Source organism: Methylobacterium pseudosasicola (assembly GCF_900114535.1).
Taxonomy (GTDB): Bacteria; Pseudomonadota; Alphaproteobacteria; order Rhizobiales; family Beijerinckiaceae; genus Methylobacterium; species Methylobacterium pseudosasicola.
The window spans coordinates 100,584-112,962 of record NZ_FOTK01000001.1 but is presented as its reverse complement, the minus strand read 5'-3'; the positions used below and the strand labels follow the sequence as shown (position 1 = coordinate 112,962).

Annotated in this window: 12 protein-coding genes and 1 pseudogene; 7 read left to right on the top strand and 6 right to left on the bottom strand. The window is 70.5% G+C overall.

The window, feature by feature from the left end:
• Positions 1–13: 13 nt before the first annotated feature.
• Positions 14–1,426 carry a phosphatase PAP2 family protein gene (locus BM228_RS00585; protein ID WP_092036193.1) on the bottom strand — a complete coding sequence of 471 codons (1,413 nt, stop codon included), beginning with the start codon at positions 1,424–1,426 and terminating at the stop codon, positions 14–16.
• Between the two features lie 169 nt (positions 1,427–1,595).
• On the bottom strand, positions 1,596–2,723 hold the full coding sequence (locus BM228_RS00580; RefSeq protein ID WP_244536976.1) for a TRAP transporter substrate-binding protein: 1,128 nt from the start codon (positions 2,721–2,723) through the stop codon (positions 1,596–1,598).
• Between the two features lie 142 nt (positions 2,724–2,865).
• Here BM228_RS00580 and BM228_RS00575 point away from each other — a divergent pair, with 142 nt between their 5' ends.
• Positions 2,866–3,450, top strand: coding sequence for a tyrosine phosphatase family protein (locus BM228_RS00575; protein WP_092036189.1), 585 nt, complete (start codon positions 2,866–2,868; stop codon positions 3,448–3,450).
• Positions 3,451–3,482: 32 nt separating this feature from the next.
• Here BM228_RS00575 and BM228_RS00570 read toward each other — a convergent pair whose 3' ends face one another.
• From BM228_RS00570 to BM228_RS00555, 4 genes are all read right to left on the bottom strand, one after another.
• The gene (locus BM228_RS00570) at positions 3,483–4,619 is read right to left on the bottom strand and encodes a branched-chain amino acid ABC transporter substrate-binding protein (RefSeq protein ID WP_092036187.1); all 1,137 of its coding nucleotides are present in this window, start codon (positions 4,617–4,619) and stop codon (positions 3,483–3,485) included.
• Between the two features lie 162 nt (positions 4,620–4,781).
• Positions 4,782–5,951 (bottom strand): polysaccharide biosynthesis/export family protein, encoded by a 1,170-nt coding sequence (locus BM228_RS00565; RefSeq protein WP_092036705.1) that lies wholly within the window; start codon positions 5,949–5,951, stop codon positions 4,782–4,784.
• A gap of 192 nt (positions 5,952–6,143) precedes the next feature.
• Positions 6,144–6,338, bottom strand: coding sequence for a Flp family type IVb pilin (locus tag BM228_RS00560; protein ID WP_092036185.1), 195 nt, complete (start codon positions 6,336–6,338; stop codon positions 6,144–6,146).
• Positions 6,339–6,606: 268 nt separating this feature from the next.
• Complete coding sequence (locus tag BM228_RS00555; RefSeq protein ID WP_092036183.1) at positions 6,607–6,858, bottom strand: DUF3072 domain-containing protein; 252 nt, start codon at positions 6,856–6,858, stop codon at positions 6,607–6,609.
• 178 nt (positions 6,859–7,036) lie between these two features.
• On the opposite strand from BM228_RS00555, the gene BM228_RS00550 reads away from it, so the two are divergent.
• From BM228_RS00550 to BM228_RS00525, 6 genes and pseudogenes are all read left to right on the top strand, one after another.
• Positions 7,037–7,600 carry a gluconokinase gene (locus BM228_RS00550; protein ID WP_092036181.1) on the top strand — a complete coding sequence of 188 codons (564 nt, stop codon included), beginning with the start codon at positions 7,037–7,039 and terminating at the stop codon, positions 7,598–7,600.
• 3 nt (positions 7,601–7,603) lie between these two features.
• A complete protein-coding gene (locus BM228_RS00545) occupies positions 7,604–8,425 on the top strand; it encodes a Cof-type HAD-IIB family hydrolase (protein WP_092036179.1) in 822 nt (273 codons plus the stop codon).
• Positions 8,426–8,611: 186 nt separating this feature from the next.
• Complete coding sequence (locus BM228_RS00540) at positions 8,612–9,589, top strand: lytic transglycosylase domain-containing protein (RefSeq protein ID WP_092036177.1); 978 nt, start codon at positions 8,612–8,614, stop codon at positions 9,587–9,589.
• Positions 9,590–9,912: 323 nt separating this feature from the next.
• A pseudogene (locus tag BM228_RS00535) lies at positions 9,913–10,809 on the top strand (helix-turn-helix transcriptional regulator); the annotation flags it as partial.
• 331 nt (positions 10,810–11,140) lie between these two features.
• Positions 11,141–12,004 (top strand): serine O-acetyltransferase, encoded by an 864-nt coding sequence (gene cysE / locus BM228_RS00530; protein ID WP_092036174.1) that lies wholly within the window; start codon positions 11,141–11,143, stop codon positions 12,002–12,004.
• A gap of 106 nt (positions 12,005–12,110) precedes the next feature.
• The gene (locus BM228_RS00525) at positions 12,111–12,326 is read left to right on the top strand and encodes a DUF3126 family protein (protein ID WP_092036173.1); all 216 of its coding nucleotides are present in this window, start codon (positions 12,111–12,113) and stop codon (positions 12,324–12,326) included.
• The last annotated feature ends 53 nt before the right edge of the window (positions 12,327–12,379 follow it).

The following is a 12,379-nucleotide window of genomic DNA, read 5'->3' as shown; positions in this document are numbered from 1 at the left end:
CGAGAGGTCCCCGTCAGCGCGCCGCGCTCGCCCCGGATCGGCTCGCCGCCAGCGCCGCTGCCTTGCCGGCCGCCGCGTAGAGGTTGATCCGGGAATACACCCCGAATTCCGAACCGTTGTCGAGGAAGCCGCCGCCGGCGCCCTGCGTCTCGGTCAGGATGGCGTTGGCCTCGGCCAGCGTCAGCGCCGGGAAGGCCGCGGTCAGCAGGTGGCCCGCCTCCGGGGCGATCTTGCCGACATCCTCCCGGGCCTTGGCGGTGGCGTCGTGCACGACAGGCAACCCGTAGGTCTGGGTCGCCTCGTAGAAGGCCGCATTGGCGGCTGCGTCCTTGAACCGGCCGGTATCCCGCGCCGCGCAGGCCGCCACCGTGTCGCCGCAGCCGGCCTTGAGCGCGTCGGTCATCGCCGCCCGGGCCTCCTTCAGGAGCGCTTGGTAATCGGTCACGCCGACGCGCTTGTCCGCATCGGTCGCGTTCGCGTCGATCACCGCGGGGTTCTTCCGGATCTGGCCGACATAGGCCGGATCGTTGGCGAGCAGATGCGCCACCGCGTGGAGCGAGGTCGCCCGCCCGCCGATCACGTCCATGGCGTAATGCGCCCCGACGATGATCCGGTCGTTGCCGTATTCGGCGGCCCGGGCGATCATCTGCTGGTAGCGCTCCGGCACCAGCAGCGCGAGGATCAGCGACTCGGTGTAGCCGTAGGTCGTGTGTCCGCTCGGATAGGATGGGCTGTCGACGAGATCCTGCTTCGGGCCGCGCAGCCAATCGAGGGAGTGGGACGCCTCGCCGAAATAATCCTCGCCCCGATAGGCCAGGAGCGCCGGCAGGGTCTGGAACGGCCGGGAATTGCCGAACCGGTCGGCCCCCGGGCTGCCGGCTGGCCGGCCATAGGCCTTGCCGAACACGTCGGTGACGGTGCCGTCCGTCAGCAGGGCAGCGGCTTCGGCCGAGACCGGGTGCTTGCCGTTGGTGGTGCCGTTGGCGAAGAAGTACTTGCCCGCATTCGAATCCGACTTGGTGACGTTGTTGGTGTAGCCGATCAGGTCGGCCACCGTCGGCGCGATGCTGGTGAAGGCCTTGTAGTCGCTGTAGCGCGCCCGGCCCTGATAGGCGGCGGCGAGCGTCGTGCCGAGGCCGTCGGCGAGGCCGGTGGCGTTGCCGTCGGTGATGAAGCAATCCCGCAGCGCCAGTTGCTGCTGCTCCGGGAAGGGCAGCAGGGTCGGCTGCTTGAGGGTGCCGCCCTGGATGTCGCCGGTCACCCGCAGGTTGGCGTCGAGCGCGGCCTTGCCCTCCGGGCTCCCCTGCAGCCGGGCGACCGGCGCCAGGCCGCGCAGGGCCGTGAGGTTGACGGGCGATTGCGCCAGCGCCTGGAGCGGCAGCGCCACCCCGAGTAGCGCCAGGCCGAGTCTCAGCGTCCCGATCATGCCGTCTCCTTCCCTGTTCGGCGCGCCTGGATAGCAGCCCCAAAGACCGGGTTCCCAAAGGGCTCAGCCCTTTGGCGGGGTTCGGGGGCGGAGCCCACGAGATACCAGGGCTCCGCCCTGGACCCGCAAAAGGTCGAAGACCTTTTGAAACCAGGATTTCTCGACCTCGCTAGCCTCGCGCCCGGGCCCGAATCATGAAGTTATCGTACGTGTACTCGGCCACTTGGAACCAGAGATATTCCTCGTTCCGGAAGGTGCGCATCGCCTCGTAGACCCGGCGGAAATCCGCGTTCTTGGCGGCGATCTCGGCGTAGACGTCGTTGGCGTTCTTGAGCGCGCCCTCCATCACATCCTGCGGGAACGGCCGGAGCTGGGCGCCGCCGGCGACCAGCCGGCGCAGGGCCTGCGGGTTGCGGGCATCGTACTTGGCCTGGACCTCGGCCCCGACCTCGGCAGCCGCCGCGCGCAGGATCGCCTGGTAGGTTTTGGGCAGCGCCTTCCACTTCTCGGCGTTGAACCAGAAGTGCAGCATCGCGCCGCCCTCCCAGAAGCCGGGATAGTGGTAGACCGGCGCGACCTTCTGCAATCCGAGCCGCTCGTCGTCGTAGGGGCCGATCCACTCGGCCGCGTCGAGCTTCTTCGATTCCAGCGCCTGGTAGATCTCGGGGCCGGGGGTCGCCTGCGGCTGGACGCCGAACTTGGCGAGCACCTGGCCACCCATGCCGCCGATGCGGAACTTCAGGCCTTGGAGATCGGCGACGCTCTTGATCTCGCGCCGGAACCAGCCGCCCATCTGCGCGCCGGTGTTGCCGCCCGGCAGGCAGACCAGCCCGGATTTGGCGAAGACCTCGGCGAACAGCTCCGACGCGCCCCCCGCCTGCCACCAGGCGGCGGCGCCCCGGGCGTTGAGGCCGAACGGGATCGCGGTGGCCAGCGCGAAGGTCGGATCCTTGGCCTGGCCGAGGGTCGCCGGGCCGTGGCCCATCTCCACAGTGCCGGCCGACACGGCATCGAGCAGGGTCTCAGCCGGGACCGGCTCGCCGGGGCCGAGAACCTGGATCTGGAAGTGGCCGTCAGTGGCCTCGGCGACGATCCGGCTCAGCGCTTCGGGCGCGCCGAACAGGATGTCGAGGTTCTTGGCGTAGGCCGAGGACAGGCGCCAGCGCAACTCGGGGGCGCCCTGCGCCAGGGCGGGCGCGGCCAGCGGCCCGGCGATCGCCGCGCCGAGGCCGGCGGTGAGGATCGTGCGGCGGCGCGGTCCACCGGCGGGAGATTGCGCGCTCTGAGGCTCGTCCAACGGCATCTCGTCTCAGCGTGTCCACATCCGGCCGGCGGAGGATCGGCGCGCAGGTAGCACGTCCGCTTGCGTTCTCGAAGCGCACCCGCCGCGACCCCGTCGCGCCTCGAAACCGCGCGGCAGCCATGATACCCGCCCGGCCATGCGATCCGAGCCCGAAGTCACCCCGCCCGAAGTCACCTTGCACACCGTCTGCGGCCTGGAGGAGCTTGCCGGCCACGGCACGCGCGGGGTCAGCCACGTCCTGTCCCTGCTCGATCCCGGAACCCCCGAACCGGAGGCCTTCGCGCGCTACGGCGCCCATGCCCGCACGACCCTGCATTTCCACGATTGCCTCGGCCCCGGCGACGGCCTCGTGCCGCCCGAGCCCGAGCATGTCGCGGCGATCCTCGGCTTCGGGCGTGACCTCGACGGCGCCGGCCACCTCCTGGTCCATTGCCATTACGGCCTGTCGCGCTCTACGGCAGCGCTGCTGATGCTGTTCGCCCAGGCCGAGCCGAAGACATCCGCCGACGCCCTGGTCGCCCGCCTCCACGCCCTGCGCGAGCCGGCCTGGCCCAACGCCCGGATGATCGGCTTCGCCGACGCCATGCTCGGCCGGGAGGGCCGGCTCAGCGAGGCGGTCCGCCAGCTCCACGCCCTCCAGCTGCGGGTCCGGCCGCACCTCGCCGAGCTGCTGCGCGGGCTGGGACGCGGTACAGAGGTCGATGCCGCCGAGCGGGATTAGGCGACCGTCGGGAGCGCGGCAGGAGTCCGGGTTCACTTCCCGGCAGGCGTAAAACTCCCGTCCTTCCAAACATACAGAACATAGCCCTGGGCGGTGACATCGCCCTTGGAATCGAACCCGACCGTGCCGAGCACGAGGTCGAACCGCTCCGTGTGGAGCGCCTGGGCGATCGGCTTCGGCTCGGCGGAATGGGCGAAGTTGCCGGCCGCGACCAGGGCCTGCAGGGCGGCGTAGCCGTAGATGGTCGAGCCGGTGGGATCGACGCCCTCGGCCTTGAACGCCTTCACGACGGTAGCGGCGGCGGGCTGGCGGCTCGGATCGAGGTAGAAGGTCATCAGCACGCCATTGCTCGCCGCGCCGGCGATCTTGGCGAAGTCCGGCGTGGCGATGGCCGAGGTGCCGAACCATTGCGGGCGGTAGCCGCGATCGGCGGCGATCTTCACGAGGCGGCCCATCTCGGTGGCGTCGCCGCCGTAATACACAACCTCGATCCCCGCGCCCTTGAGCCGGTCCACCAGGGCGGCGTCGTCCGCGTCGCTCGGCGCGAACGACAGGGACAGGGCCTCGTTGATGCCGATCCGGTTGAGATTGTCCTTGGTGGCGGCCGCCAGCGTCCGGGAGGCCGGGGTCTGGTCCTGGATCAGCCCGATCTTGCGGTCGCGGAACCGCTCGGCCAGCACCGCGGCCGATAGCCGGGCCTGGTCGTCGTCGCGCCCGCAGACCCGGAAGACGTTCGGCAGCCCCCGGTCGGTCAGCCGGGCCGAGACCGAGGCCGCGCTGATCATCACGACGCCGTTCTGGGCGTAGATGTCGGAGGCCGCGATCGAGGCGTTCGAGCAGACATGGCCGACGACGAGGCGCACGTCGGAGCGCACGAAGTGGTTGGCGACCGCGGTGGCGGTGTTGGAGTCGCAGGCATCGTCCTGGACGTCGAGGGTCACGGGCTGGCCGTCGAGGCCGCCCATGGCGTTGGCGTCCCGGGCCGCGGCCTCGACGCCGCGCAGCACCTGCTCGCCCACGGCGACGTAAGGCCCCGAGCGCGGCACCGCCACGCCGACCACGACATCGGCCGAAGCCGACCCGGCCGACAGGAGCGCGAGACACAGGCTCAAGGGAAACAGCGTGGGCCGGAACAGCCCGCGGGCAGAGACGACGCGTCCGATCTTCATCGGGCTCTTCTAGGCATCCTTGCGCGAGGCAGCCACCGGCGAGGGCGGTTTGCGGCTCCGTACGCGCGCTCCCGCTACGCACCAAACCGTATGCAAAGCCCATACGCGAGGACGCGGCGGAACGCGATTGTTTTCCGCCGCCTAAGGGAAGTCGTCCCGTGCTTACTTTGCGTAGTAGTACGCGGTCGCCACCGAGGAGACCGGCCCGGTCACGGAGGTGAAGACCGACAGCACCTTCGACACTTCGGTGAAGGGGGCGTTGGAGACGTAGACGAGGTCGCGGTTGCGCATGCGGAACGCCTGGGTGGTGAACAGGCTGTTGGGGTCGCGCATGTTGATCCGGTAGACCACCGGCACCAGCGGCGTGCCGGTGAGCTTCGTGGCCGGGTTCAGGCGGCGCACCACGCTGGCCGGCTCGAACCGGAAGATGAACGTCCCGGCCGGGTCGGCGGCGAAGTCCGACAGGCCGCGCGCCTTGGCGAGCGCCTGGGCGAGGGTGATGCCGTCGGCCTGGAACGGCAGCTCGGTTGCTTGGCCGAGCGCGCCCACCGCCAGGAAGGTCTGCGGGTCGCGCACCAGGGTCAGCACGTCGTTGGGCCGCAGGTAGATGTTCTCCTTCGGGTTCGACACCACCGTGGTCAGCGGCACCGTGGCGGTGACCGGCCCGCGCGACAGGCGCACGAAGGTCTCCGACACCGGCGAGCGGTTGCCGCCGGCGGCCGCGATCACGTCGAGGATGCGGTCGCCGTGGCCCGAGAGCGGCAGGCGGGCGCCGGCCGCGCCCTCGCCGGTGACGGTGACCGCCTGACTGATCGGCCTTGTGACCGAGACCAGCACCTGCGGCTGGATGGCCTTGCCCGCGAGCTCGTTCTCGATCAGGCCCTGGACGTCCTGGGGCCGGCGTCCGGCGACCTTGATGCGCCCGGCATAGGGCACAGAGATCGCGCCGTCGCGGCCAACCGGCTGCTCGGGGATGAGGGCGGATTTGGAGCCGGCGGAGAAGCGGTCGGCGACGAGCGGTCCGGAGAACAGGCCGCCGGATCCGGCTTCCCAGACCGAGACCGAGACCATGTCGCCGATGCCGATCACCGGCTCGGAGGACGGGCGGTGGTCGCCGAAGGAGGCGAGCAGGCTGTCGAGCGGGCGTCCGCGCAGGGCCTCGATGACGGAGGGGGTGACGTCGATGATCTCGTAGCGGGCGAGCGTGCCGCCATCGGCGGTGGCGACTTCCGCGCCCGCCTCGATCGCGCTCGCCGTCGGCCCCGCCGCGGGCAGATACGTGCAGCCCGACATCGCCGTGACGGCGAGCAGAGCGAGGGGAAGTTTGCGCATCCAGATGTTGCCCATCGGTTTTGCCGAGCCCGTGCCTAGCCCATAGCGGCAAGGGTGTCCGTAGCGGGTGGGCCACACTCCGCCCGCGACGGGCGAGAGGGCCGTTTCATCCTCACTAAGCACAGCTTTTTCGGGGCAAGCGCGGGATAATTATGCGGCGCGCGTCGGGATTGGTACACCGGATCGCAGCACTCAATTGGCTTGGGTCACCGCGGTGCTGATCTGATTGTAGATCGGGATCATCCGGGACCCGTAGTAGCGGAGACTGCCGGCCGCGACGACGAAGATCAGAGCGCCGATCAGGGCGTATTCCATCGCCGTGGAGCCGCGCGCGTCGCGGGCGAAAAGCGTGGCCCGGAAAGCCGCCCGCCGGGCAAGGTCGAGCACGTGGGATCGTCCGGCGCTTACCCCAGGCCTGTCGCAGCTCGGCTCTGCCATCCGTGCCTCCGACTCCCCGGGCCGCCCGGGCGAACGCGCCGTATGGGAACCGTCTAGCGCAACGCTCATTGCCGCCGGCTTAATCGATCCTTCGAAATTCGGCGTTTTCGACACCGAAGACTAAAATATCGAAGGGCCGAAACCTGGACAGGTTCCGACCCTCGCGACTGTATCAGCCTCTGATAAAGGCGCGCTCTAAACGGCGCCTATCGAAAACTCAGGCGTGACCGGCCTTATGGCGCAGATCGTCGATCCGCTTGGAGGCTTCGGCCTTGTCGAGATCGGGCTCGAACGCCTTCGGCTCCTTGGCCTCTTCCGACAGAGTCTTGAGATACGAGGCCTGCGCCCCGGTCATCGGCTCACCGCCGGTGGTCCACTGATCCGGATCCTTGATCTGGTTCGAGACGTCCTTCGGATCGGTCTTCGGGTTCTCCTGGGTGGTGTCGTGCTTGTCAGCTGCCTTGGCCATGGGATTCCCGTTCCTGAAATGTTCCGTCTTCGCTATCGAGAACGCGGCGCCCTCCCGGGGGTTCCGGACGATGTCGAGACGCGACCCGGTGTTCCCCAGCGATCTTTCCTTCCCGGCTGCCGATCCTATTGATGAAGCGCGTGAGGCGCGGAGGCGCCGCCGGAGCAGAGTGGTGCGGATGGGCGCGCAGACCGATGCCGGAGCGGCGGCGAGGGCCGCGCAGGTCCTGGTGGTGATGGGGGTCTCGGGCTCCGGCAAGAGCACCGTCGGCGCCCTGATCGCCGAACGGCTCGGCTGGATCTTCGTCGACGGCGACAGCTTCCACACCCCCGAGCACGTGGCGAAGATGCATGCGGGCCACGCCCTGGACGACGAGGATCGCGCGCCGTGGCTCGCCCGGATCGCGGTCTGGATCCAGCACCGGTTGGATTCCGGGGAGTCCGGCGTGGTGGTCTGCTCGGCCCTGCGCCGGGCGTACCGCGACGTGCTCACCCGCGGGAGCCGGCGCGTACGCATCGTCTACCTCGACGGCGACAAGGCCCTGGTCGCCAAGCGCCTCACCGACCGCCACGGACATTTCATGTCGCCGCGCCTGCTCGACAGCCAGTTCGCGACCCTGGAGATCCCCGGGCCCGACGAGCACCCGATCACCGTGGGGATCGACGCACCGCCGGAGACGATCGCCGACCGCGTCGTGGCGCAGCTCGCCGAAGATGCCCGCACCCGAGCCGGAAGGACCTGAGCCATGGCGGCGGATTCGCAGAAGGCCACCGGGATCGCCTTGGTGATCTCCGATGTCGACGGCACGCTGGTGACCGACGACAAGAGCCTCGCCCCCTCGACCATCGCCGCCGTGAAGCGGCTGCGGGCGGCCGGGATCGGGTTCAGCATCGCGTCGGCGCGCCCACCGCTCGGCCTGAGAGCCCTCGTCGCCGAGCTCGGCCTCGACCTGCCCATGGGCGCGTTCAACGGCGCGAGCGTCGTCCGGCCGGACCTCTCGACCCTCGAGGAGCGGCTGATCCCGGAAGCTGCCGCCCGCGAGGCCCTGGAGCGTCTCGCGGCCGAGAACCTCGACGTCTGGATCTTCGCCGAGGGCGCCTGGTGGCTGCGCGATCCGGACGGGCCCTATACCGACCTCGAGCGCCGGACGATCGGCGCCGCGCCGCGCGTGGTCGCCGATCTCGGCACACTCATGGGCGCGGCCTCGAAGATCGTCGGAGTCAGCCGCGATCACGCCCACCTCGCCGCCTGCGAGGACCGGATCGGGGCGGCGCTTGCCGAGCGCGCCACCGTGCACCGCTCCCAGGCCTATTACCTGGACGTGACGCCTCCCGGGCTCGACAAGGGCCAGTTCGTGACCTGGATGAGCCGCCATCTCGGCATCCCGCCCGAGCGGATCGCGACCTTCGGGGATGCCGGCAACGACCGGCCGATGTTCGACCGCAGCGGCTTCTCGGTGGCGATGGGCAATGCCGAGGCGGCCGTGAAATCCGCCGCCAGCGCCGTGACGGACAGCAACGGCGCCGACGGTTTCGCGCACGGGATCGGGCGCTTCATCCTGCCGTGACCGCCCTGGGGACGCAGCGCCCTGTGGATAAGCGGGATGGTTAACCGGACGGTCCGCGCCTGTGGCCGGCGAGGCACAGACGCATCGCATGCCGCAGCCGCCCACAGGCTGACGAATCCGGGCCGCTTTCCGGCCTCATTTCCCCGCGACCTAGCTTGACCAGAACAAGCTGGACCGGGTCTCGGAATGCATCGCCTTCTCCTGGCTGCCGCTCTCGCGGTCGCGCCCGTCGCCGCCTACGGGCAGGCCCCGCGCGACAACATCGACGCGTTGATCGAGCAGCAGGCCAAGGCGAACGGCGTCCCGGCGAGCTTCGTCCACGCGGTGGTCAAGCGCGAGAGCAACTACAATCCGAACGCGAAGGGCGGCAGTGCGCTGGGCCTGATGCAGATCAAGCACGCGACGGCCCGCAGCCTCGGCTATACCGGCGACGCCGCCGGGCTCCTCGATCCGGCGACCAATCTTCGCTACGGCGTCGCCTATCTGGCGGGGGCCTATCGCACCGCCCAGGGCAACGTCAGCCAAGCCTACCAGTACTACAACCGCGGCTATTACTACGCGGCCAAGCGCCAGGGCATCTCCAGCGAGGTCGCCTCGGTGGTGGCCCCCGTGGCGGCCTCGGCCAGCGCCCTGGCGAGCCTGTTCGGTGGCGGCGTGAGCGATTCCGCCGCCGCCTCGGCAGCCTTGGCCTACGCCCCGACCGCCGCCGCGGTGGCGGCAGTGCCGACCGAGACGGTGGAAGTCCCGCTCCCGCCCCGGCGTCCGGCCGCCTTCAGCGGCGTGGCCGAATATGCAAGCCTCACCGTCGAGCCCGTGGCCGCCGCGGCGAGCCCGGCGACGAGCGCCACCGTGCAGGTGGCGGCGGTCGAGACCGTCGAGGTACCGCTGCCGCCGCGCCGCCCGGCCGGCCTCGGCAGCGCCGTCGCGGCAGCCGCCCCGGCCCAGCTCGCCGAGCTGCGCCTGTCGCCGCAGGCCGAGCCGGCCCCGATGACCCCGGCGGCCGCGACCGCCCCGGCCGACGCGGCCACCCCGGTCGCCGAAGCCGTGGAGGTGCCGCTGCCGCCGCGCCGGCCCTCGATCCAGCTGCTGGCCGCCGCAGCGCCGCGCCGCGCGCCCGCCGCCGCTGCCCCCGTCCGCGAGGCCACCGCGATTCCCGTCGAATGAGGCGGCACGCGGCGGACCGGCGACCGGACAACCCCCGCTTGTCCCCCCTCTGCCCACACGAGGATCCCGCTCAAGGCTTGACCACCGGGCCGTTCCGCAACACATAGGCGCGACGCCAGCAACAGGGTTGGACCGGCGCGGCACTGGCCCGTCGACCGGTCGAAGCGGCCGGGCACAGGCGGCGCAATACAGATCTCAGGGCAGGATACGCCAGGCTTCGCACGAACGGTCGGGCAGCACCCGCTCGGTCCGCGGCTGTGAAGCAGAATTCATCTTGAAGTGGCAGACATGCAGGGCAAGCACTCTGCTTTCGGGCTGGCAGGAAAGCGGACGACGCCATGACCGGCGTGTTGGAACAGGAATCACTCTTTCTCACCGATCTCGGGCGCCGCGTCAGGCACGCGCGCACCGTGCGCGGCCTGTCGCGCAAGGTGCTGTCCCAGACCTCGGGCCTGTCGGAGCGCTACATCGCGCAGCTCGAAGGCGGCCAGGGCAACGTCTCGATCATCCTGCTGCGGCGGGTCGCGAACGCCATGGGCGTGCGGCTCGACGACCTGATCACCGGAAATGACGGCCTGCCCGATTGGCCGGTGGTGCGCGACCTCCTCGCCCAGGCGACGCCGGCGCAGGTCGCCGCCGCCAAGGAGGCGCTCTCGGGCGGCAGCAGGCCGGAATCGAACGGCCGCCTGCGCGTGGCGCTGATCGGCCTGCGCGGCGCCGGCAAGTCGACCCTGGGCAAGCTCGCGGCCGAGCGCCTGGGCTGGACCTTCGTCGAGCTGAACGCCGAGATCGAGCGCGAGAACGCGCTCTCGGTGCGGGAGATCTTCGCGATCTACGGCCAGGAGGGCTACCGCCGGCTGGAACAGGCGGCGCTCCGCCGCCTCACCGAGCATCCGGGCCCGCTGATCCTGGCGACCAGCGGCGGCATCGTCGCCGAGCCGCTGACCTACGACCTGCTGCTCCAGGCCTTCTACACGATCTGGCTCCGCGCCCGCCCCGAGGAGCATATGAGCCGGGTGCGGGAGCAGGGACACCTCGCCACCACCGGCGACCATGCCTCGGCAATGCAGGAGCTGCGCGCCGTGCTGGCGAGCCGGGAGCCGCTCTACGCCCGGGCCTCGGCCACGGTCGACACCTCCGACATCCCGCTCCAGACCATGGTCGACCGGCTCACCGCGGCGATCGAGGCGCGGTTCGGCGCAACCGTCGCGGCGGGCTGACCGGCGCGGAGCCGGTGACAACGAGGCCGGTGCGGCATCCCCCGCGGCCCCGATGCCCTTGATCGCCGTGGTGCGGCGTATCACGCTATGGCATCCTCCCGACAGGGTCGGCCGGGTTTCGGAACGCACGATGCATAAGACCAAGCGCCTCGCGCATGGCTTCGAATGTAGGACGATGTGCTAGGATGCCCCGCGACGGCGGGGTCCTTCACCTCGTCCGTCGCCGTGCCAGAGCTTCGCTGCAGCGCCTGGTCGGACCGGGCGACGGGGCCGGATCCGCCGTCGGAACAGCGAACAGCGAGCCCGACATCTCGATCATGAGCCACCGTCCATGAGCGCCAGTCCAGCCCTCAGCCCAGCCTTCCGTCACGATGCGGACGACCTCGCGGTCTGCGATCCGGTCTGGTCGCGGCTGCGCGCCGAGGCCGAGGACGTGCTGCGCACCGAGCCGCAGCTCGCCTCCTTTATCGTCGCCACGATCCTGAACCATGCCACCCTGGAGGGTGCCGTCGCCCACCGGGTCGCGGCCCGGCTGGGGCACCCCTCGCTGCCGGCCGAGCTCGTCGCCCACGCGTTCCACGAGGCGATCGCCGCGGATCCCGCCATCGGGCAGGCGTTCCGGGCCGATATCGGCGCGGTGATCGACCGCGATCCCGCGACTCTGCGGGCGCTGGAGCCGGTCCTGTACTTCAAGGGTTTTCACGCGCTCCAGGCCTATCGCCTCGCCCACCATGTCTGGACCCGGGGCCGGCGCGACCTCGCCCTCTACCTGCAGAGCCGGGTCTCCGAAGTCTTCCAGTGCGACATCCACCCCGCTGCCCGGATCGGTCGCGGCGTGTTCCTGGACCACGCCACCGGCCTCGTGGTCGGCTCGACCGCGGTGATCGAGGACGACGTGTCGATCCTGCACGGGGTGACGCTGGGCGGCACCGGCAAGCAGCGCGGCGACCGCCACCCCAAGATCCGCCGGGGCGTGATGATCGGCGCCGGCGCCAAGATCCTGGGCAATATCGAGGTCGGCGCCTGCGCCCGGGTGGCGGCGGGCTCGGTGGTGCTGCGGCCGGTCCCGGCCAACACCACGGTGGTGGGCGTGCCGGCGCGCGTCGTCGGCACCGCGGGCTGCGACGATCCGGCCCGGGCCATGGACCAGCTGGTCGCCCTCGACCAGTTCATCCATGTGGGCGACGGGATCTGAGACCCGACGAGGCTGCGCTTGCCGCTCCGCCGCTCGCGTGGCAAGCCCTCCGCCGATCCGGGCGTCAGCGCCGCACCGTCATCGTCGCCATGGGAGGCCAGACAGCGTGACCAAAGCCGAGACCGCGAAGCTGCAGGACTACCTGCGCCGCAAGTTCGCCAACAACAACATCCGCCTGACCGCGATGAAGACCGGCGATTCCGCCGAGGTGTTCATCGGCGAGGAATCGATCGGCGTCATCGCCGACGACAAGGAGGACGGCGACGATTCCTTCGTCTTCCGCATGGCGATCCTCGACATCGACCTCGAGGAAGAGGTCTGACGCAGCGGTCGCGGGCCGGGTTCCACCGGCCCGCGCCTGTGTATGGGTTAAGG